We start from the raw sequence: 22,614 nt of genomic DNA, 5'->3' as shown, positions 1-22,614 counted from the left end.
ATGATATGGGTGGATTATGGGTTTTCTTGGTTATTTGATACTAGGCGGTGTGGTATATGTCATTGGATTTATGATTCATTTAAAAATTCTCACCCCCAAACGCAAAGCAGGCACACAATATACATTCATGCACCCAACCATGATACAGCTGTTATTGATGTGTTTTGTGATGATGTTGGTGATATCAGCACTGCTTGGGCGGTTCGTGCTGGGACATGAGAATTTGGATGTGGCATTTATCTTGGTAAATAGCATGGTGGCAACTTTTGTGTTTTATTTTGGGCTAAATCCTGACCAGTTGCAGATGAATCCACCAGACTGATTTGGGTCATTTCAGACCAAACCATTTTTTGTGACAAATCCCCATTGATTGTAAAATACCATTTGCATAAACTGCCTAACGATGGTAAATTATGACAATTTAAACGATTAACTAAATTTAATTTAGTTGCTTAACAAGCCATTTATTTAGGTTGCTTGGTTAAGTGATAAATTTGGAGCGAGTATGGCGAATAAATTACTTGATTTGATTGAATCATCAGAGGCCAAATGGGTGGATTTTCGTTTTACCGATACCCATGGTAAAGAGATGCATCTGACTTTTCCAGCTTATAGTGTAGATGAAGATACCTTAGAAGACGGTAAGATGTTTGATGCATCAAGCGTGGCAGGGTGGAAAGGTGTGGAAAGCTCGGACATGATATTATTGCCCGATGCCAATACCGCTTATCTTGACCCATTTTTTGAGGTGCCAACGGTAGTTGTAACCTGTGATATCATTGAGCCTGATACCATGCAAGGCTATGCCAAAGATCCACGCTCTATCGCCAAACGTGCCGAAGTGTACCTAAAATCCACAGGTTTGGGCGATAAAGTTTTGGTAGGGCCTGAACCTGAGTTTTTTGTCTTCGATGAGGTCAAGTGGGACATTGATATGTCAGGAGCAAGACACACCGTCATCAGTGAGGCGGCAGCATGGAGTACCAATAAAGACTATGCGTGGGGCAATAGCGGTCAACGCCCTGCTGTCAAAGGGGCGTATGCAGTTGTACCGCCCATTGACCATTATCATGACATGCGTGCCTTGATGTGTGAGCGTATTGATGAGGTTATGGGTGAGGGACGTATTGAGGTGCATCATCATGAGGTGGCAAGCGGTCAGCTTGAAATTGGCATCTCTTTTAATACGCTTGTTACAAAAGCGGATGAAGTACAGCAGTTTAAATACATTGTGCAAAATGTCGCTGGTCAATTTGGCAAAACCGCCACCTTTATGCCCAAACCCTTAGTGGGTGATAATGGTTCTGGCATGCATGTGAACATGTCCATTTCAAAGGACGGCGTGAACACTTTCTCTGGCGATGAGTACGCAGGATTGTCTAAGAATGCTTTATATTTTATCGGTGGCATCATCAAGCATGCACGTGCCTTGAACGCCATCACCAACCCCAGTACCAACAGTTACAAACGCTTAGTACCACATTATGAAGCACCGATTAAACTGGCATATTCAGCCTCTAACCGTTCAGCATCCATTCGCATTCCCCATGTCAATAGCCCAAAAGCGGTGCGTGTGGAGGTGCGTTTTCCTGACCCCTCTGCCAACCCTTATTTGTGTTTTTCGGCACTGCTCATGGCAGGACTTGATGGTATTGAGAACAAAATAGACCCCGGTGAGGCATCTGATAAAAACTTGTATGATTTGCCCCCAGAAGAAGAGATGCTTATCCCAACGGTTGCCCAAAATCTAGAAGTGGCATTAAACGCCCTACGTGATGATCATGACTTTTTACTAAAAGGCGGTGTCTTTACCAAAGAGATGATTGATGATTATATCGCCCTAAAAACAAAAGAAGTACAACGCATCAACGAAGCGGTGCATCCTTTGGAATTTGATATGTATTATCGTTGCTAAGCATTTAAAAAGATAAACGGCATAAATTTAGGTTTGTGTCGTTTATTTTTACGTGCATTTTTGGTAATTTTTGGGTAAAATAAGATCACTTTGTACAATTGGAAAAAAGATGAATCACCTTTTAAAATCAGCAATGTGTGTGGTATTGGTTGCTCTGCCAACATTCTGTTTTGCTTATGAAGTCCAAATCAGTGAGCCTGCCAAAGATCGTGCTTATCATCGTCCTGCCCAAAGTATTGATGTGCAGGCGACTGTTTTTCCAGCATTAGAGATGGGGCATACTACGGTCATTTTGTTAAATGGTCAGGTAATGGCTGATGGACTGACTGCCAGTGTGCCAACCATTGATTTGGCAGCAGGTGAATACACCTTAGAGGTTATCGTCATGGACAAAAACGCCCAAGCGATTGCCAGTGATGCCCGTAAGGTCTATGTCATTCAAAGTAACCAAATCCAACGCAAAAAGAAAGCTGCCATCGCCGAGCGAGAGAAGTATGATAATTCATCCATTTGGCATAAGATTGCTGTTGGTCTAAACCCCAAAGTCCAAGCTCCGCCAAAGGTATATGAATCCACACCGACATGGGAGCTTAGAGATTTGCCAAATAAATAAGTCGTTCATCCAATCCAAAAGCCTTGTTCATACAAGGTTTTGATTTTTGGTAAATATCGCATTTATCCATCTGCCAATATCCCCAATCTGCTCCATACATACCTGATGACCCATGCCATAGCGTTTAAATTCAGGTGATAGTCCCAAAGTGGTGAGTTTTTCATTTGCCCTAACTGCCAGCACCGATGGCACAATGTCATCATAGTCGCCATGGTCAATTTTGACAGGTAAAGACTGATTGATGTCAATCTTATTAATCTCATCTTCGGTGGCAAGATAAGTGGATAGGGCGAGCAGTCCTGCCAGTGGTCGGCTGTTGGTTAGGGCGTTGTGATAAGCAACAGCACCGCCTTGGGAAAAACCTGCGATGATGATGTTTTCACTGGGTATACCCAAGCGTATTTGTTCATCAATCAAGTCATTAATACGTTCGCTGGATGCCTTTATTTGGGTGATGTCCACCTTTCTGTCTAGACTCATCTCCAAGATGTCATACCATGCAGGCATGACATAACCTCCATTGACGGTTACAGCGATGGATGGGGCATGTGGAAAAATGAATCGTATGCCAATCTCATCAGACAGTCCAAGCTTAGGCACAATAGGCACAAAATCATGACCATTTGCCCCCAATCCATGAAGCCATATCACGGCGTATTTGATGGGTTTATCTTTGGGGTTGTGAATGACTGTTTCAAAAGGAAGTAACGACACCTTATTGGCTCCTAAAATTCTAATGTTTCATGCGTTCTAATTATACATAATTTTTAAAAATTCTTACAGATTTTTTGCAATGTTACCTCATAATTGCCTTATAATAAGTCAATATTTTATGATGACAGGTGAGTTATGCAGTGGCGTGGTCGCAGACAGAGTAATAACATTGAAGACCGACGTGGTAGCGGTATGAAAACAGGTGGGTTAAGTATTGGCAGTATCATCCTTGCTTTGGTTTTGTGGAGAGTATTTGGGATAAGTCCTGAGACCACGCTTGGAGTAGCTCAGCAAGTAGGGCAGGTGAACGAACAGTCCGCTCCCATCAACGAGACCGCCAATCAGGTTGAGAATCGTGAATTTGTGGCGACTGTACTTGCCGACACCGAAGATGTATGGACACCCATTTTTGCAAGTTTTGGTGACATATATCAACCCCCAACACTGGTCATGTTCAAAGGTTCGGTCAAATCAGCGTGTGGGATGGCAATGTCAGCCAGTGGCCCTTTTTATTGCCCCTCTGACCAAAAAGTATATTTGGATACACAGTTTTTTGTGGATATGAGACGACACATGAATGTCAGTGGTGAGCGTAATGGCAGTACTGAACTGTCTTTTAATGACCAGGTTGGTGACTTTGCCCAAGCCTATGTCATCGCCCATGAAGTGGGGCATCATGTCCAGACATTGCTGGGCATCTCCCAAGAGGTACGAAGAGCCCAAATGCAGGCAACTAAGCGACAAGCCAATGAATTATCAGTGCGTCAAGAGTTACAAGCCGACTGTTTTGCAGGCATGTGGGCAAAGAAGAATCACGAACGTACTGGATTTTTGCAACAGGGTGATATAGAAGAAGCCTTAGACGCTGCCAAGAAAATCGGTGATGACTATCTACAACACAAATCACACGGACATGTCATCCCTGACAGCTTCACACATGGCACAAGCGTCCAACGTCAGTATTGGTTTTATCGGGGTTTTAAAACAGGCGATATCCAAGCCTGCGACACCTTTGGTGTCAATCAACTCTAAATGGTTGATGAATAAAATGTATGAAAGGTGATTGGTGCTGTCCTTTTTATGGATGGACTTTATGGATGTTTTGAGTTTATGCAGGTGTGTGATTTGAATAAATGCTAATCAAAATCTTGTCTATTTATAAAAAAATGCTATAATCTTACGATTTTCACATTTCACATTTAAAGAGCCACTGACTCCCCATCTGCCATGCAAGGTATCATCACCCTCCTACTTGTCTTAACTCCGATGTTTGTTGGTTTTGCTCTGCCAAACAATAAAAAAAGCACGCATCTGGCACAGCGTGGGCTAGACTATTTGGTATTTATGATTTTGATGGTCATTGGTATGGAATTGGGGTTGATTGATGATTTACAGCACAAACTTGCCAATATCGCCTTATATCTGTCAGTGCTTATCATGCTTACTGTTGGTTCAGGATTGATTGCTTTGATGTGTTTTGATTATTTATCGCCTTGTCAGTATCGCTTACAACAAAGTCGGATTACCAAGCCCAATGTCAACATTCATGGCAGTCTTATCCAAATTTTATGTTTGGCGATGGGATTTTTTGTTGTTAAGTTTCTGCCTGCCAACTGGCGACCGCCAGAGAACATTACAACGGTGCTACTCATGCTACTGTTATTTTTGGTGGGCATTTCACTCAAAGGTTTGGGCGTGAGTCTCAAACAAGCACTGTTAAACAAACGAGGCATGCAAATCAGCTTAATTTTTGTGGGGGCAACCCTGTTATCAGGGGCAATTTTTGCTTTGCTTTTTGATGAGGTTTCTGTATCCCAAGCTCTGGCATTGTCATCAGGTTTTGGGTGGTATACGCTATCAGGTACGATAATGACAGATGCTTATGGGGCGATGTGGGGCAGTGTGGCATTGCTTAATGACTTAGGGCGAGAGGTGTTGGCACTGCTCTTTATTCCGTGGGTTATGCGTTATTCTTCATCGGCAGCGATAGGGTTTGGCGGTGTAACCAGTCTTGATTTTACCCTGCCAACACTGACACAGGCAGGAGGCACCCCCATCATTTCGTTGGCTGTCAGCTTTGGATTTATCACCAATCTCATCTCTCCTGTGCTAATGGTGTTTTTTGCCAGTCTTTAATCCAATGAACTTAATGCCATCAAAAATATCATAAAAATATGAAAGTTATTTTATGGAAGATATTGATTTATAAAAAGTTTCTTGTTATAATGCTTGCCAGCTTGCCAGCTTATTATTTTGCTTTTGAAAAGTTAAATATAAAAAGGTGCTTGCAAAGGTTGCTAATGGGTCTGATGAAACATTAGGCTTTGCCCTTGTTTTACAGGTTTGTCAGACGAATAATAATGTGAATATAATCTGAGCAAATCGGTGAATGGGGGCCAGATATGATACTAGATAATTTGCGAGCGATGGCGGTTTTTGTAGCAGTGGTCAGACACGGTTCATTTAGCGGTGCTGCCAAAGAACTTGGCATCACCACAAGTGCGGTCAGCCAGCAGATTCGCTCATTGGAAAATGAACTCGGAGCGGTACTATTACAACGCTCAACACGTAAAGTCAGTCTGACCGAGGTGGGTGAGTTGTTTCATCAATCAGCCATGCAAATGGTGGCAGCAGCCCAGATGGGTTGGCATCAGGTGAGCTGTTTTCGTGATGAAATCATGGGTAACCTAAACATAAAAACCACACCACAGCTGGCTTATTCTCATCTCGTGCCTGCCTTGTCAGATTGGTTGGCACAACATCAATCGCTGTCGCTTAACTTTATATTGGGTGGTGAACAGCTTGATTTGACTTATGACCGTGTGGATATCTGTGTGGATTTTGTTGATGTTGGGCAGGTGGGGGAACATGGTAAGAGTGATATTTTGTTGGCTCATGTGCCACAGCTGTTATTGGCATCGGATGGTTACTTAGACAGACATACGCCCATTCAAAACATTGCTGATTTGTCCAAGCACGATTTTATTTTGTTAGATGACAATCATGCGATAACCTTTACCACAGGTGAGACGATTGCCATACGTAGCCGTCTTTCTACCAACAGTGCTAAAATCGCCTTAGACCTTGCCATGTCGCACCATGGCATCATTCGGATTAATGCCTTGGATGCTAAGCCATTTATCCAAAGTGGTAAACTTTCTTGTGTACTGATGGGGCATGAATTACCGCCTTTGGCACTGATGGCAAGGCTGCCGAACAAAGAATTTTATCCCATCAAAGTGCAACGTTGTTTGGATGTTTTGGTGAAGTATTTTGCCAGTGTTGTATGACCTGTATTACATAAAAGGATAAACACAAAAACGCTCATCATTGGGTGTTTTTTATTGGGCGGTTTTTGCGATATAAGGTTTGACCAGCTCATTAGAATCTGTGCGACTGTCCAGTGCCGAGAGCAGGGCATATGCCCCAATAAATTTGCGACTGATGAACATCAGCTCTTTGGGCGGTAGGCTAAATTCTAGCGACTGCATGCCTGATTTGGCAGTGTTCATGACACGTTGATATAAGTTACTTTTTGCCCATATGTATTTATCATCATCCAAATACTTGCCATCTACTTTATCGCTTTTGGCAAATGGTTCGCACGCCATGAGCAGTACATCTGCCACGTCATCTTGGGGTTTGCCTGTTAATTTATCAAAAAAATCATAGCCTGTCATGGCGTGTTTCATCATCATTTTGTCTTGATGATGACCTGCGATGAGCAGATTTTTGGCAATGGTGAGTAACTTATCATCAAATTGTTTGATTGCTCCAAAATCTAATAAGACCAATTTGTCCTTTTGGGTCTTGTCATCAATTCTGACCAAATAATTACCAAAATTGGGATCGGTTTGCATCTCGCCCCATTCAAAAATTTCTCGTATGACAATATCAATGGCAGCTTGTCCCAAATGATTGCGGCGTGTTTGGTTTAATGAGTCTAAGGCAGGGTTGTTTAAATGAACACCTGATTCATAACTCATACAAATAAGGCTCGGTGTGGAATAGTTGTCATAAATGGTTGGCACGACATAACGGTCATCGTCATTTAGATAACTGGCAAATCGTTTGGTGGTGTTGGCTTCCATGACATAATCTACCTCCCGATATAACAATTCACGAATCTCGCCAAACCAATCATCCAGGGCTTTGGTTTGTGGGACGGCATTGGTGACTTTTAATAAATGCTTAAATAATGACAAATCCGAATCAATGGCTTGGGCGACATTGGGGTATTGAACTTTTAGGACAACCTCTTGTCCTGAATGTTTGTGTGTGGCTTTATGAACCTGTGCAAGGCTTGCTGTGCCAATGGGTGTCCGTTCAATGTTAAAGTCATCAATACGCTCGCCAAGCTCTGCTCGTATCGTCTGATGGATGATGTGCCATGCCAGTGGAGAGGTTTGGGCATCTAGGGTGTGCAAGGCATTGACAACTTCACGAGGGAGCATATGTTCGCCGTACAGAGCCAGCATTTGCCCAACTTTGACAACCGACCCCTTTAATTTACCAAGCTCTGCAACCAAATAATCCGCCTGTTCTTGCATGAGCGTGTGCTTTTGGATTTCTCGTTGTTCTTTGGATAAAAAAAGCCCCACAACGCCACTTTTTGCCCAGTTTTTACCGATATTTAGGGAAGTTTTGGCAATGCTTAGTTGGCGAGAGAGTGTGGAGGTTTTTACGGTATCTAGGGGTTTTTTGTCGGTCATTGCGATGCTTTGGGATGTTGGGTGATTAAAGTGATGGCGATTATAGCAGAAAATGCCAATTTTTGCCATGTTCTTTATGATTTGCTAAATACATGTTGGTCAGTTATCAAATCAAAATCAGCCAATTATCATTTAGCCAATTTGCACCACTTACCAATAATTCATCATCTAATTCATCAAATCCGATGACCTCGTTATTGGTAAAACGATGAATGAGTGCCAACTCTTTGTTATTAAAGCAAATACACTCGCCATTGATATACCAGTTGCCATTTTGTTGGACAAATCGGCAGGCGGGGTTTATCATCAAGCATTCACCATGTTGCAAGCGTTTACTTAACTCATTGGGGCTAAGCTCATCATCAAAGGCAATCAGGTCATATTGGCGTTTACTGACCAACTCACTGACCGCTTGGGTTAATATGGCATTGCCTTTATCAGAGTTAATCAGGCTGATAAGTTCATTTTTTATGGCATGGATGCTGTCATCTGTCAGCTGATAAGCATTATTTTGCAAGGTTTGGGGTAGAACAAGCGGAGAGAATAGAGTGTGTTCACCTGTGGCAACGTCTGCCATCTCATCTAAAATTTGCACCATATTAGGGCGGCGAAAACCAAATGAAAATGTCAAGCAATCATCTTGGGCAACCCCATGATGGCTAAGGCGTGGCGGTACATACAGCACATCCCCAGCTTCTAGGATTTCATCAAAAATAATCTGCCCCATATCATCAAGCAAGCGGATGGGCTGAGCTTTGATAAATGGCGTGTCATCATGACACATTTTACCAAGCGACCAGCGACGTGTGCCATAGCCCTGTGCTAAAAACACATCATATTCATCATAATGTGCTCCAACCGAACCGCCCGCCGAAGCGACCGATACCATGATATCATCTTGTTGCCATTTTGGAATAAAATCAAAGGCCTGCCACATCTCACCCAGTTCAGGCGACCATTGTTCTAGGTTTTGTACCAATATCGTCCACAGTTGTGGGGTATTTTGTAAATCATCTTCGCTCAGAGGTGAATTTTTGAGTGTCCATTGGTTAGGGTTGTCATCTTTTTGGGTAATCAGACGAGCCAAAACACCATCTTCTGTTGCCAAATCAAGCACATCTGTTGGTTCAAACATGCCCACCAAAGCAGGCAAGCCATTTTTGATGAGCAGAGGTTTTTTCTGCCAATATTCTGCCAAAAAAATCTCAGGGGTCATATTGGCAGGCAGGCAAAAGGGTAATTTGTTGGTCATGGTTGGCTCTTTTGTATGAATCATCAAGATAAATTTTAACTATTTTATCAATTTTTCCCCAAAAAAACCATTTTTTAACACAAAATTTGATGAGTGTTTTTAAAAAATGGTTTAAAAATTGACGATTTTTCTTTATAATGGCGTTTTTATTAATTAAGAATTAAGAGAGTGTCATGCCAAATACCCAGTTTAGTGATGAGCAAGAATTTGACAATTTGGATGATTTAGAAGATGGTAAATTAAGCCCTACCCAAATTCATGAATTACAAATTAAGCTTGATGAAGCAGAGCGTAATTTACGTACCATTCGTGATTTTATCCGTTTTTGTGTGAGCAAACTGCGTGAATATGATGTGGTTGTGGCACAGGGGACGACTGATGAATTTGCCGAAAGTGCTGCCATTGTTCTGCACACGCTAAACCTAGACTGGGGGGCAAATCCTGAGATTTTGGATTGTCGTTTGACTGACAGTGAAAAACAGGCGGTACTTGACCTGCTGTCTGAACGTATTGTTCAGCGTAAACCCTTGTCATACCTTATTAACTTAGCATATTTTTGTAATTTGCCATTTTATGTGGATGAGCGTGTACTAATTCCACGTTCGTCCATTGCCGAGCTCATCAACCAAAAATTTTATCCATATTTTGACGTCGATGATGCCAATAAAGCCGACTTTTTTGCCCATGGTTTACAAGAGTTGCAACTTGCCCCGCCTGAGAGAATTTTAGACCTTTGTACAGGGTCAGGCTGTATCGCCATTGCTTTGGCAGTGGCATTTACTGATGCCAATGTGGACGGAGCGGACATTGATAAAGATGCCCTAGAAGTGGCGTGGACAAATCTGGAACATCATGGATTAACCCATCAGGTTAATTTGATTGAAAGCGACCTATTTGCTAAAATCCCTGCCCAAAATCAGTATGAGCTTATCGTAACCAATCCGCCTTATGTGGATGCAGCAGTCATGGCAGAGCTGTCGCCAGAGTTCTTGTATGAGCCAGAGCATGCCTTGGCGGCAGGGCAAGATGGTTTGGATTTGGTGCACCAAATTTTGTATCACGCCCCTGATTATCTGACAAAAGATGGGCTTTTGGTGTGTGAAGTGGGGGGCAGTGAATGGGCATTGCGTCAATCCTATCCTGAAATTCAGTTTGATTGGCTCACCTTTGAAAAAGGCGACAGCGGTATTTTTGCCATCACCTCTGATGAGCTTTTAGAATATCGTGATGAGTTTAAAAAATACGTGGATAAGGTAAAGACTTAAAAAGCCATGACCACCACTCAATGGGTTTAGTCAATGGGTTTAAATGGCTGTACCACATCAGCATTTTGCCCACGATGACGCAGATAATGGTCAAGCAGAACAATGGCAAGCATGGCCTCAGCAATTGGGGTTGCTCGCACGCCCACACAAGGGTCATGGCGACCTTTGGTCATCACGTCCGTGGCTTGCCTGTCCAAATTGATGCTTTTGCCTGAGGTGGTGATGCTGGCAGTTGGTTTTAGAGCGATGGCAACACGAATGGTCTGCCCACTGCTAATCCCACCCAAAATACCTCCTGCATGATTGGCACAAAAGCCGTTGGGGGTCAGTTCATCTTGACTGTCGTGTCCAAATTGTTCAGCAACAGCAAAGCCATCGCCAATTTCCACACCTTTGACTGCATTGATGGACATCATCGCATGGGCAATATCAGCATCCAGACGGTCAAAAATGGGCTCACCCAAGCCCACAGGGACATTCTCGGCAAAAATCTCTAATCTTGCCCCACAGCTGGTTCCTTGTTCACGCAAGGAGTTGACCAAGGCTTCAAAGCGTGGCACAGCGTCAATGTCTCCACAAAAAAACGGATTTTTATTCACAATGTCCCAATCCAACTTTTCTGCTTTTTCAGTGCCAATTTGGGTAACATGTCCACGAATGATAATGCCTAAGCGTTCTTTGAGATATTTTTTGGCAATCGCTCCTGCCGCCACACGCATGGCGGTTTCACGAGCGGAGGAACGCCCACCACCACGATAATCCCGAAAGCCGTATTTCATCGTGTAGGTGTAGTCAGCATGATTGGGGCGAAAGGTTGTGGCGATATTGCCATAGTCTTTGGATTTTTGGTCAGTGTTGTAAATGAGTAACCCAATGGGCGTGCCTGTGGTACGCCCCTCAAACACCCCAGAGATAATCTCCACCACATCATCTTCTTTACGCTGAGTGGTAAATTTGGACGTCCCAGGTTTACGGCGGTCAAGCTCGGCTTGCAAATCCGCCTTGCAAAGTGGTAAATTGGGCGGTACACCATCTACAATCGCCATGAGTCCAACACCATGCGACTCGCCACAGGTAGTTACGCTAAAAAGTTGTCCTATTGTATTGCCTGACATGGGTTGCTCCACTAAAATTATGATGTAGTCATGATATCACAAATCCTATCACAACATGGCATTTGCTATCCTATCTATATAGGGATTTGAGGTGTTGATATATCTAAGTTTATGTATGTTGCTTTTGCCTAAAATATCTTGATAAACCATTTCATCAAAAGGCTGGTTGATATTTGCAATCAATAAATGTGGCAAGGTGTCATCGATAATTTGGCAATTTAATGATGAATATTCATGCTTGATTAATGTATCAAATAATATCTGAAAAAAGAAGTAATGGGTAATATGACTTTGGTTTTTCCAAAAATTTAATAATAAATCCAAGCATATGCCGATCAGTTCATGGTTTTTTTTGGCAACGATAAAACTATTTAGTACATTAACAAGATGTCCATCATCCCAACCAAAATAATCAATGTTAAAGTTTTGCCAAAATTGTTTATTTAAAGCGTTTGGGCATCTTTGGAACATAAAGAAATCTTGATGTTTGATATTGTCATTAATTTCATTAGTTAATAAAATTGTGGCATCAATCCAAATGCCACCATAAGCATATAATAATGCCAAACGGATTAAATCAGCAAAAAAGGCGTGTTTAAATTCTGGATTTTGGCGTTTTTGCCAAATAAAATCTGGTAAATCTAAATATTCATGGATATTATCATCATCAAGGCGAATGACAGTACTATCGCCTTTATATTTATCAATAGAAGCAAAGCATAACTTGACAATATTGGGTAAATTATCATCAATCCCTTGCCCCCAATATTGCCAAATAATTTTTTGGTGAGGTAGGTGCTTTTTTGGTTTGATTTTAAGATGCCCCAATTCACCTGATTGATAGTATTCAATGAGTCTAGTAAAACAATGAGCCAAATGTGCTTGATGCTCTAAACTGGCGTTTTTTTTATGTTGTATTCTTGTGGATTTTGGTACAAAAGTACGATAAAAAGCCTTATAGGGTTTTTGTTCCCATTTTTTTATATTCATCATTTTTGGTGTGGGTGTATCAATTTGATGAATGAGTTTTTGTAATGTCATGTCCATGTATCATCTCATTAATAAGTCAGTAAATGCTAATCAAGTGTTAAATAAATGGTTTCTCTTTTTTTATCTATACTGATGATTTTTTTCATCCACCGATAAAATTGTAAGAATGGTCTTTTTATTTCTCTCCAAATTTTTTTATAAGGGTTGATTTTATAAGTATCAACTCTGAGTGGTTTATCAAGCCTTTTTCGGCGATCTTGTTCTAGTTGGCTTAAAATAACAGTTTGACTGGTCTGCCTGTCACTTTGTATGCACAGACAGGGATTTAATTGATAGGAATGATATTCGCCACACTGTACGTAATGTTCAAACATAAGGTGATCCACGGCAATCATACCGTTATGCTTAGCATAATGCTGATGAAATTTTAGAAGACTGATGGCACCATCTTTGGATAATATATATCCTGCCGTTCCAAGATGAATGTCAGCAAGAGGAACCAAGCGTCTATCTTTGATAGGAATTTGAGGGCCTTTTGATAAAATGCTTTTTTCAAACAGCTCTACTTTAATGATATGGCAATCTTTGGGAATCCAGTCGGTATTATTTAGAAATGACTGGCTTGAATTGGCTAAGTATACATCATCCTCAAAGATTCCAATATACTCCAAATCATCATCAATGGCTTTTTGCCATAGGCTAATGTGGCTAAATAAGCATGCCAATTCTCCTTTTGTTAGATTAGCACTGGTAATATCTAACCCAAATTTAATCGCCAAATCATCAATTTTCTCTGGCGTGATGGCATCAAAAAACTCAAAAGTAATATTTTTTTGTCTAAATTCTTGCGTGATATGCATACGTCTTTGGTGTGCATTGGTAAGGCTGATGACATAATTTTTAAGCATGGCATTGGCAAATGGTTAAATTTGCGGTATATTGCCTAATTTTAATCATTTTGTCAAGCTGTGGATATTAAATACCTAAAAATATGGCAATAAATATTCTTGATACCTAATATTCTTGATACCTAAGACATTCATCATCTAAACTCCACCAAAGTACGACTAAATTTCCCAAATGTTTTTTTCCAAACATTGCCCAATTCGCCTTTAATCTTTTGTGGTAAGGGACGTTTAGGTTTATTTTTAATTCGCTCATCACGAGACGATTTGATGTCGCTTGGCATGGTATTTTGAGTGGGGTGTAAAATAAACTCTTGGGCGACCACAGCAGGCAATAACTGATAAATGGGCAGAGCATCATGATGATTCATATAGTTATCAAACATCAGTTGGTCTATGGGTAGATAATCATTGATGGTTAAGCTCTTAATATACGTTAATAATGATAACGCACCTTTTTGGCTTAACATGTAACCTGCTGTACCCAGATGATATTCATCTAATGCTTGGGCGGTTCTATCATCTGGTAGATTGATAACGGTTTGGGATAATTTACGCTCTTGTAAAAAAGTTTCGGTTTTTAAATAGTCAATGCCAGTATTTTTTAACCAACTTCTGTCACTAAAAAATACATGAGCATTATTACCCAAATAAACATCGTCTTCAAAAACAAAGATATGATCCAAACCATCATCTATCATTTTTTGCCATAAAAAAACATGACTTAAAAAACACGCTTTTTCTGCATCAGAGAGTTTATTGGTTTTATTAATTGTCAAATCAAACTTTATGCAATACTCATCAATCTGATTGGGTGTTATTGCATCAAAAAATTCAAAATCGATGTTTTGCTTGTCAAATTCGTTTTGAATGTGTTCTCGTCTATCACTGGCAGTGGTTAGGCTAATGACGTAATTTTTTGATTTCATGGGCATTCCTTGTTATCAAATTTCGTTGGTCAACATTTTTGATAAAATACACTTATCAGCAATGGCATCTAAATCTATGCCTCTTAATGTTTCGTTGTATAAATGCACGCACATACTTTTTTGACTAATAATATCAGAAATTTTTAATTTTTCATCCAACAGTTTTTGTTTTACTTCATGATGTTGTATGGGATATAATACATCAATTTCTTGTACAAGATGAGTTAATTGTAGTTGTTTGGTGTAATAGGTAACCGCACTAGGGCCTGTAACTCCCCATCCCATTTTCCCTAAGGTATTTGCACGACCAAACAAGCGTTTTATTTTTAAGCGAATTTTATCATAGGTAGAATACCATTCGGGTGTAAAATAAGGCTGATTGGTCAGATGAATTAATATGTCTAGGAGTTCACTTTCTTGGGGTAGGGCTAGAATGGCATTGCTTATGATGCTGGGATTTTCATAGCCTAATAAATGCCCATGTTCGGGAATGTTCATGGGTTTTAAACAATATACATCACAATCAACATAAATGCCATTATCAATGACTTTTAACATATTGTAGCGAAACACATCTGAAAATGGAGCATAACTGCCACGTTTATGATGACGAAATATTTTTGATTCATCAATTATATCATTTGCATCAAGAATGTTTATGCCTTTTGGAATGTCCGTGATATTTTGATAAGTATATAAATTAACAACATGACCATGTTTTATAAAAGATTTTAGGCAAGCACTTGCCATTAATCCCAATTTAGAACCTATCCATAAAGTATTAATGGTTGGTAAGTTGTTATTTGTCATTTTTAGCTTCCTTTGGTATAAATTTATCTCTATTGACCATAATTTGTCTTTTTTGACCTTTTGATAGTGCAATTAAAGTTTTAATACCAAGTTTTAATTGTGTCAAAATTCTATTTTTCTTAAATAAAATTTTATGGTATAAATTTGGTTGGAATTGAACCGTATTATTAACAGTACCAATAATAGATTGTGGAGGTGGCCCAAAAGGTATATTATATGCTGGACAAATCACATCCTGCAAGAGTATGGCAGGTTCTATTTGGGTTTTTTTTAGATTTGGGCAACCATAAATAAAAGCATCTGCTAACCCTAATTTGTTTTGAGCATAATTTAGTAACTTTTTAGCACCATTTGGATAAATAATATAACCGCCAGTGCCATTTTTTTCAAGAAATAATTCATAGAGATGATATTCTTGATTTAAAAATGAATAAATAGGAGAATGACTCACCACTTTATTTCTGGGTTGAACTTCTAAATTAATAAAATCAACTTGATTATCAATGTTTTTACTTTCTATGTCTTTTAATAAATCTGTAAAATCATGAGTTAATAAAGCATCATCTTCCAAAATAACACAAGGTTCGTTTTTTTTTAATACCAATGACCATGCTTTTTTATGACTTAAAAAACATGCCATCTCGCTTTGCTTCATTAATCGTTGGCCATATTTAATATGGGATAAATAAAACTTTTCTGAAATATCATTGATACAAACAGCAGGTAATCTCTCAAAATTTAAACCCAATCTTTCAAATTGTTTGATTTGGTATTCTAATCTGTCAGTTGATTGTTCTAAATTAATAATATATATTTTCATTATTTTTTATCCTTTGGTTATATTGCCATAAAAATAAATATTTATTAAAGGTATACTGTGTAAAAATCAATGAATAAATCAAACCATATCTTCCTTGTAAAAAACGCCCATCAATCCAATATTGACGAATAAATTGCCATAATGGATTGCTGATTATTTTTAGCAGGCTGGATTTTTTGCCTTTTTTGTGTCTATCTTCTGCCCATATCTTAGCATATTCTAGGCGTTTATTTAACAAAAACTCTAAATTAGGGGCGGTATGATGATTTAAAAATCCTGATAAACTTTGTGTGTTGGCATTTTGTGTGCCTAAGGATTCATGCACTAGTAAATTATTAAAATTAAATCTTTTTGGATAGAGTCGCCAATAAGATTTTACTCCCCAATACGGATTATCAATCTGATGACCTAAGATAAAATCCAAGCGTTTTAGACCATAAACGGTATTATTAGGTTTGGTTTTGGTAACTGCCAAAATGCTATTTTTTAGCTCTTCACTAATTTCTTCATCGGCGTCTAGGGCAAGTATCCACTCGCCTGTGGCATAGGATTGGGCGAGCTGTCTTTGTCTGCCAAAACCTTGCCAGTCGGTATTGACGTGCCATTTTGCCCCATATTGCTCAGCAATTTGTCTGCTATTATCGGTGCTACCGCTATCTAAGATGATAATCTCGTCCGCCAATCCGTCTAAGGCAGGCAGGCTGATTGCCAAATTTTTGGCTTCATTTTTGACAATCATGACGACCGATAGGGGGTATTGCTTTGAGTGTTGGTTCATTGCCAAGCATCCTTAATCCAATCACTTGGCAAAACATGACGATACCATTTACCGCCCCCACCTGTGATGGCATCTGGTGGATTAATCTCACCATGAAAGATGATGATTTTTGCCCCATGCGGTTTTTTGGGTGGCACAAAATACGCCATGGGGAGTTTTTGTAGGCAGTGATATTTAAAACTGACGCACCATGAACTGTCCCAATATTCTAAATGATGATGTTCTCGCAGGTAGTTGGATAAAAATGCCTGTTCGTGGCGGAATTGTTGTCTGATTTGTTCAAAATTTTGTTCAAAATGATAAAGTAAGTTCGGATAAGTATTTTGCCCCACTTTAAAGCGATACACCGAGCTGTTACCTACCATTCGCCATGGTTTTTTCCAGTCTCTAATAATCATCACGCTGTCGTCATGTGTAGCCTTATGCGTAAAAAAACAGTCTATATTATCCACGATGACAATGTCAATGTCCAAAAACAACGCCACACCTTTTAAATCATACAATTCTGGCTTAAAGGTGGTGAGCTTTTTCCAGCCACGTTCGGGCAGATTTGCAGGCAGGTTTAGCTCTGGAATGGGGTAGCATTTGATGTCTTTGTGAATGCCTGTGCTGTCATCGGTTAAGCATACCATCTGAAAATCAAGGGTTAAATGGCGTTTTACCATATGATACAGACGATTGACATACTGTGCATCATATTTGCTTCCCCATTTCATGCAAATCACATAGCGGTTGTTGGTCATGGATTTTCCTTGTTTTTTGTTTTATAAGATTTTATTTTTGCGTGCAAATCATCAAAAGGCAACAGATAGGGGTTATCACCAAAAGGTGTATTTTTAAAGCGTCGATAACCCCACATATAATGGCTAAAATGTTCATTTATCATCATCTCCATGCTTTTGTTTAGGGCAGTGGTGGCGATGATATCGCTTTTATTGTATAAATTTGGGCAGGTTAAATCATAACAAAAAACCTCAAATCCCGCCTTACCCTTGATACAGACCAAACCAACCAACGCACAACCTGTTTTTTGGGCAAGTTTTGTGGTGAGCGTGCCTGTTATGGTGGGAATGCCAAAAAATGGCACAATCTCTCCACCATTTTTATCAGTCACATGGTCAGGCAAAATCACGGTAAATCCGCCTGATTTTAGCGTTTTAAAAATTGCTTTAACGCCTGTGCTGTCAGTGGGGACGAGTGTGGCGGACAGCCTTTGGCGACCATTTAGGATGAATTGGTCAAGATAAGGATTGTCAGATGGCTTGTACATAATCATCAAATCACCAAAACCACACAGCCATGCGTTCATCATCTCCCAGGTGCCGATGTGTGGCACAACCAAAATCAGCCCCTTGGAATTGGCAAAGCCACGCTCCAAAATCTCACGGTGATGCACCGTTTTGATTTGAGCGATTGACCATTTGGGGGGCATTACCCAGCTTTTGGCACTGTCTAGGGTGCTGATAAGTTGATTTTGTAGGATGATAAAAGCAAGCCCATCTCGCTCCTTGTCATTCATAAAAGGATGAATAAGCATCAGATTGGTGCAGATACTGCGGTAAATACTGGCATTTGACCATCTGACAAGATAAGACACAAAACGAGCCAACACCTCCAATAAGGGCATTGGCACGAATTTGATAAGATTAAGCATAAATCATTAAATCCATCAATTTATCATGAATGGGTCTTATTGCATCCTTTGGCAAATTTGCTTTGACAAATTTAGGACGGATAAAACTCTCATTTGGTCATGGGTTTTATGATTGTTGTACCTTTTCTTTTTCACGCACACGAATGCCAAGTTCACGCAGTTGCTTAGCATCCACACCAGCAGGCGCTTCGGTAAGTGGGCATTCTGCCGTTTTGGTCTTAGGAAAGGCGATGACATCACGAATAGAGCTTGCTTTTGTCATGAGCATGACTAGACGATCAAGACCAAATGCCAAGCCACCATGTGGCGGTGCTCCGTATTTTAGAGCATTTAGTAGGAAGCTAAATTTCTCTTCGGCTTCGGCTTCACTAATGCCCAACGCCTCAAAGACCGCTTTTTGCATCTCTAAGGTATTAATACGCAGTGAGCCACCGCCAATTTCTGTACCGTTTAGTACCATGTCATAGGCAACCGATAGGGCACTCTCTGGATTGTTTTTCATCTCATCTACCGTACCTTTTGGTTTGGTAAAAGGATGATGAACAGATGTCCACTTTCCATCATCGGTCTCTTCAAACATGGGAAAATCTACAACCCATAGCGGTGCCCATTCTTTTGTTAGTAGATTTAAATCATGACCGATTTTAACGCGTAATGCTCCCATGGCGTCGTTGACCACTTTGGCTTTGTCAGCACCAAAGAAAATGATATCACCATCTTCGGCACCTGTACGTTTGATGAGTTCGGCAAGCACATCATCGCTCATGTTTTTGATGATTGGTGATTGTAATCCGCTTTCTTTGTCCACGCCGTTGTTGATATTAGATGCGTCATTGACTTTAATGTATGCCAAACCTTTTGCCCCATAAATACCAACAAATTTGGTGTAGTCGTCAATCTGTTTGCGGCTAATCTTAGCACCTTGGGGAATGCGTAGGGCGACCACACGACCTTTGGGGTCTGTTGCAGGTTCAGAGAATACTTTAAATGCCACATTTTGCATGATGTCCGCCACGTCCACAAGTTTTAGGGCAATACGCAAATCAGGCTTATCAGAGGCATAATCACGCATGGCCTCGCTATATGGCATACGCTGGAATTTGTCAAATTTGACGCCCAACAGTTCATCAAAGAGCTTGACCGTCATACCCTCCATCAAGTCCATGATGTCATTGTCATCAAGAAATGATGTTTCAATGTCAATTTGGGTGAATTCTGGTTGGCGGTCAGCACGCAAATCTTCATCACGAAAACATTTGGCAATTTGATAATAACGGTCAATGCCACCGACCATCAGCAGTTGTTTGAACAGTTGGGGAGACTGTGGCAGGGCATAAAATTCGCCATGAGACACACGGCTTGGCACAAGGTAATCCCTAGCTCCCTCTGGTGTGGCACGGGTCAAAATGGGTGTCTCTACATCCAAAAAGCCATGTTCATCCAAATAGTTGCGGATTAGGCTTGTTACTTTTGAGCGAAAACGCAAGCGGTCAAGCATTTCAGGACGACGAATGTCAAGAAAGCGGTATTTTAGACGCAACTCTTCTGAGACGTTGCTAAAATCGTCGTTGAGTGGAAATGGTGGCGTCTCGCTTGTGGCAAGGGTCTCAATTTCTTTGGCAAGCAGTTCAATTTGACCGCTTTTCATGTTGGGGTTTGTAGTGCCTTCATAACGGCGACGCACACGCCCTGTGATTTTTAGGATGAATTCAGAACGTGCCTTATCAGCGGTAGCAAAGGCCTCTGGTGTGTCAGGGTCAATGACGACTTGCAAGAGTCCATCTCTGTCTCTCATGTCCAAAAAAATCACTCCGCCGTGATCTCGTCTTCTGTGTACCCAACCGACAACGGTGATGCTTTGGTCAATGTAGCTTTCGGTAACACTGCCACAATATTGTGTGCGAATTGCCATAAATCTGCCTTTTTAAAGTTGCTTTAATTTTGAAAAATTTTGAAAAAGTTTAAACCTGTTATTATGCCTTTAAAATGCAATTTGGGCAAGTTTTTTTGTAAAAATTTGTCAAGGCATTGTGTGTGGCATTCACCAGATAAGTTGCACCTTTATTATTTATTTTTGGTTAAAAATTAGCACGTTGGGGGTGATTTTGTGTTACAATTAACCTTTTTGATTGACTTTTGATGATTGATTATTGTTAAGTTTTTGATGATTGATTTTATCAGGTAAGTTTTTTATCGCATCAGATTTTGCCTACAATACTGCCCAACTTACCCAACTTACCCAATTTACCCAACCCAAAAAGGAGTGTGATGGATACCCTAAATATTTTGTACCTTGTCTCGGCGGTGCTAATTTTTGTCAGTATTATGACCAGCCAGTTATCGGCTCGTTTGGGCGTACCTTTGCTGTTATTTTTTTTGGGCGTAGGCGTTTTGGCAGGTGAAGAGGGGATTTTGGGGATTGAGTTTGAGCAGTATGCCCTTGCCAATTTTATCGGGCAAGCTGCCCTTGCTTGTATTTTGCTTGATGGCGGACTTAGAACGTCTCTAAATTCGTTTCGGGTGGGGCTAAAACCTGCTGTTACCCTTGCAACATGGGGTGTTATCGCAACTGTCTTGACACTTGGGATTTTTATTGCTTATCTTTTGGGAGTGGATTGGCGGCTGGGGCTTTTGATTGCTGCCATTGTTGGTAGTACCGATGCTGCCGCTGTTTTTAGCCTGCTTAGAAATGGTGGGGTCAAACTCAATGACCGAGTGCAAGCGACGCTTGAATTAGAATCGGGGGCGAACGACCCCTTGGCGATTTTGCTGGTTACGGTCATGATTGCTCTAAATCTTGACCCTGAAAGCCAGACAATCTGGACGATTTTGTCGCTACTTGCCACCCAAATTGGCGTGGGGCTTGTCATGGGCATGATGTCAGGTTTTGTATTGTCTAAATTATTGCCCAAGGTGCATCTGGCAGATGGCATGTATGCCATTTTGATAATGTCAGCAGGTATGGCAGTGTTTGGGGCAACCAACCTTTTGGGCGGTTCGGGATTTTTGGCGGTGTATTTGGCGGGTGTGGCAATTGGCAATACCAAAGTGCGTGCTACCGAACACGTCCTTAGGGTCATGGACAGTTTTGCATGGCTGTCGCAAGCGGTGTTATTTGTGGTGTTGGGGCTACTGGTTACACCATCTAGCCTTTTGCAGGTTTGGCATTATTCTTTGATTGTGTTTTTGTTTTTGTTGTTTGTCGCTCGCCCCTTTGCGGTCATGACAAGTCTTTTGCCTTTTGGGTTTAATTGGCGTGAGATTGGTTTTATCTCGTGGGTAGGACTGCGTGGGGCAGTGCCAATTACCCTTGCCATCATTCCGATTATGATGGCAGTTCCCCAAGCAACTTTGGCATTTAACATTGCCTTTGGGCTTGTGATTTTATCCTTGCTTGCCCAAGGGGCGACCATTCCTTTTATGTCCCGAGCCTTTGGGGTGTGGGTGCCAACTGACAGCGAGCCTAAGGCGGAGCATGAAATTTGGGTGGGCGATCACGCCAATATTACCTTGTATGAATTTGAGGTGGGTAAGGGGGCGTTTGCTGTTGGGCGACACCCCATCAATATTTCAAGTCGTTTTAATGCCAAAGATGTCAATCTGTTTGCGGTGGTAAGAAATGAGCATTTGCTTGCTGTTAATGATGACACCGCCTTACGAGCGGGGGATGTGGTATGGTACGCCATGAGCGGAGACAATGCCAGCTCTGTGGCAAAGATTTTTAATAATTCTGCCACCCAATACCAAAAAACAAGTGAGTTTTATGGTGATTGGTTGTTATCGCCCCATATTAAGATTGCTGACTTACCGTTTTTTGGTGGCAGACAGTCATTTGTCAAAACCGACCACTCTGGCACATCTAAGAATACCAAAAAAACCCCTTTTGATTTTTTTGAGGTATTTACCCCACCCAAATCAACCCTTAGCGGCATGGATGATGAACTTATTGAAATATTTAATAAACACAAAAATGAGACCATTGAAGAGTATATGCTAAACCATTTTCATGCTGAGCCTGTCAATGGGGATAAAGTGCGACTAAATGAGCATTGGAGTTTGATTGTTCGTGATGTGGATCATCAGGGCAGACTGCGTGGTGTGGGTCTTAAAAATACAGCAAAAAAAGAATGACGAGTAAAGAA

20 protein-coding genes and 1 pseudogene are annotated in these 22,614 nt (G+C 40.8%); 8 read left to right on the top strand and 13 right to left on the bottom strand.

What is annotated here, in order from left to right:
- Positions 1 to 16: 16 nt before the first annotated feature.
- From A7456_RS08465 to A7456_RS08455, 3 genes are all read left to right on the top strand, one after another.
- Positions 17 to 322 (top strand): hypothetical protein, encoded by a 306-nt coding sequence (locus A7456_RS08465; RefSeq protein WP_066887737.1) that lies wholly within the window; start codon positions 17 to 19, stop codon positions 320 to 322.
- Positions 323 to 505: 183 nt separating this feature from the next.
- Entirely contained in the window at positions 506 to 1,915 is a 1,410-nt protein-coding gene (gene glnA / locus A7456_RS08460; RefSeq protein ID WP_066887735.1) for a type I glutamate--ammonia ligase, read from the top strand.
- 109 nt (positions 1,916 to 2,024) lie between these two features.
- Positions 2,025 to 2,528 (top strand): hypothetical protein, encoded by a 504-nt coding sequence (locus A7456_RS08455; RefSeq protein WP_067009536.1) that lies wholly within the window; start codon positions 2,025 to 2,027, stop codon positions 2,526 to 2,528.
- Between the two features lie 27 nt (positions 2,529 to 2,555).
- Here the strand turns inward: A7456_RS08455 and A7456_RS08450 are convergent, their stop codons facing one another.
- Positions 2,556 to 3,242 carry an alpha/beta hydrolase gene (locus A7456_RS08450; RefSeq protein WP_067009533.1) on the bottom strand — a complete coding sequence of 229 codons (687 nt, stop codon included), beginning with the start codon at positions 3,240 to 3,242 and terminating at the stop codon, positions 2,556 to 2,558.
- 135 nt (positions 3,243 to 3,377) lie between these two features.
- On the opposite strand from A7456_RS08450, the gene ypfJ reads away from it, so the two are divergent.
- The 3 genes from ypfJ to A7456_RS08435 all read left to right on the top strand — a co-directional run bounded on the left by ypfJ (position 3,378) and on the right by A7456_RS08435 (position 6,532).
- Positions 3,378 to 4,274 carry a KPN_02809 family neutral zinc metallopeptidase gene (ypfJ, locus tag A7456_RS08445; RefSeq protein ID WP_067009530.1) on the top strand — a complete coding sequence of 299 codons (897 nt, stop codon included), beginning with the start codon at positions 3,378 to 3,380 and terminating at the stop codon, positions 4,272 to 4,274.
- A 195-nt stretch (positions 4,275 to 4,469) separates the two neighbouring features.
- Positions 4,470 to 5,378, top strand: coding sequence for a LysO family transporter (locus tag A7456_RS08440; RefSeq protein WP_066890976.1), 909 nt, complete (start codon positions 4,470 to 4,472; stop codon positions 5,376 to 5,378).
- 266 nt (positions 5,379 to 5,644) lie between these two features.
- The gene (locus A7456_RS08435) at positions 5,645 to 6,532 is read left to right on the top strand and encodes a LysR family transcriptional regulator (RefSeq protein ID WP_227713233.1); all 888 of its coding nucleotides are present in this window, start codon (positions 5,645 to 5,647) and stop codon (positions 6,530 to 6,532) included.
- A 51-nt stretch (positions 6,533 to 6,583) separates the two neighbouring features.
- Here A7456_RS08435 and A7456_RS08430 read toward each other — a convergent pair whose 3' ends face one another.
- Together A7456_RS08430 and A7456_RS08425 are read right to left on the bottom strand one after the other, a co-directional pair.
- Positions 6,584 to 7,954, bottom strand: coding sequence for an ABC1 kinase family protein (locus tag A7456_RS08430; RefSeq protein ID WP_067009977.1), 1,371 nt, complete (start codon positions 7,952 to 7,954; stop codon positions 6,584 to 6,586).
- Positions 7,955 to 8,060: 106 nt separating this feature from the next.
- Positions 8,061 to 9,206: a cupin domain-containing protein gene (locus A7456_RS08425; RefSeq protein ID WP_067009974.1), complete on the bottom strand. Its 1,146-nt coding sequence runs from the start codon at positions 9,204 to 9,206 to the stop codon at positions 8,061 to 8,063.
- Between the two features lie 173 nt (positions 9,207 to 9,379).
- On the opposite strand from A7456_RS08425, the gene prmB reads away from it, so the two are divergent.
- Positions 9,380 to 10,471 carry a 50S ribosomal protein L3 N(5)-glutamine methyltransferase gene (gene prmB / locus A7456_RS08420; protein WP_066890973.1) on the top strand — a complete coding sequence of 364 codons (1,092 nt, stop codon included), beginning with the start codon at positions 9,380 to 9,382 and terminating at the stop codon, positions 10,469 to 10,471.
- Between the two features lie 26 nt (positions 10,472 to 10,497).
- On the opposite strand, the gene aroC is transcribed toward prmB, so the two are convergent.
- The 10 genes and pseudogenes from aroC to aspS form a co-directional block, all read right to left on the bottom strand.
- Positions 10,498 to 11,586 carry a chorismate synthase gene (gene aroC, locus A7456_RS08415; RefSeq protein ID WP_067009527.1) on the bottom strand — a complete coding sequence of 363 codons (1,089 nt, stop codon included), beginning with the start codon at positions 11,584 to 11,586 and terminating at the stop codon, positions 10,498 to 10,500.
- A gap of 48 nt (positions 11,587 to 11,634) precedes the next feature.
- On the bottom strand, positions 11,635 to 12,633 hold the full coding sequence (locus A7456_RS08410) for a capsular polysaccharide synthesis protein (protein ID WP_227713232.1): 999 nt from the start codon (positions 12,631 to 12,633) through the stop codon (positions 11,635 to 11,637).
- A gap of 29 nt (positions 12,634 to 12,662) precedes the next feature.
- On the bottom strand, positions 12,663 to 13,484 hold the full coding sequence (locus A7456_RS08405) for a glycosyltransferase family 25 protein (RefSeq protein ID WP_067009524.1): 822 nt from the start codon (positions 13,482 to 13,484) through the stop codon (positions 12,663 to 12,665).
- 134 nt (positions 13,485 to 13,618) lie between these two features.
- Positions 13,619 to 14,410 (bottom strand): glycosyltransferase family 25 protein, encoded by a 792-nt coding sequence (locus tag A7456_RS08400; protein WP_067009521.1) that lies wholly within the window; start codon positions 14,408 to 14,410, stop codon positions 13,619 to 13,621.
- Positions 14,411 to 14,425: 15 nt separating this feature from the next.
- The gene (locus tag A7456_RS08395) at positions 14,426 to 15,220 is read right to left on the bottom strand and encodes a glycosyltransferase (protein WP_067009518.1); all 795 of its coding nucleotides are present in this window, start codon (positions 15,218 to 15,220) and stop codon (positions 14,426 to 14,428) included.
- A complete protein-coding gene (locus A7456_RS08390; protein ID WP_067009515.1) occupies positions 15,210 to 16,040 on the bottom strand; it encodes a glycosyltransferase family 25 protein in 831 nt (276 codons plus the stop codon). Before A7456_RS08390 ends, A7456_RS08395 begins: the two co-directional genes overlap by 11 nt.
- A 25-nt stretch (positions 16,041 to 16,065) precedes the next feature.
- Positions 16,066 to 16,779 (bottom strand): annotated as a pseudogene (locus A7456_RS08385) (glycosyltransferase family 2 protein); the annotation flags it as partial.
- A 35-nt stretch (positions 16,780 to 16,814) separates the two neighbouring features.
- Positions 16,815 to 17,561 carry a glycosyltransferase gene (locus tag A7456_RS08380; protein WP_067009512.1) on the bottom strand — a complete coding sequence of 249 codons (747 nt, stop codon included), beginning with the start codon at positions 17,559 to 17,561 and terminating at the stop codon, positions 16,815 to 16,817.
- The gene (locus tag A7456_RS08375) at positions 17,558 to 18,472 is read right to left on the bottom strand and encodes a lysophospholipid acyltransferase family protein (RefSeq protein WP_067009509.1); all 915 of its coding nucleotides are present in this window, start codon (positions 18,470 to 18,472) and stop codon (positions 17,558 to 17,560) included. Before A7456_RS08375 ends, A7456_RS08380 begins: the two co-directional genes overlap by 4 nt.
- A gap of 106 nt (positions 18,473 to 18,578) precedes the next feature.
- A complete protein-coding gene (gene aspS / locus A7456_RS08370) occupies positions 18,579 to 20,384 on the bottom strand; it encodes an aspartate--tRNA ligase (RefSeq protein WP_067009506.1) in 1,806 nt (601 codons plus the stop codon).
- Positions 20,385 to 20,740: 356 nt separating this feature from the next.
- Between aspS and A7456_RS08365 the strand changes: the two genes are divergently transcribed.
- A complete protein-coding gene (locus tag A7456_RS08365; protein WP_066887706.1) occupies positions 20,741 to 22,603 on the top strand; it encodes a potassium/proton antiporter in 1,863 nt (620 codons plus the stop codon).
- Positions 22,604 to 22,614 lie beyond the last annotated feature (11 nt).

The organism is Moraxella nonliquefaciens, assembly GCF_001679005.1.
Lineage (GTDB): Bacteria > Pseudomonadota > Gammaproteobacteria > Pseudomonadales > Moraxellaceae > Moraxella > Moraxella nonliquefaciens.
The sequence above is the reverse complement of the archived record's forward strand: the minus strand, read 5'-3'. Positions and strand labels throughout refer to the sequence as shown.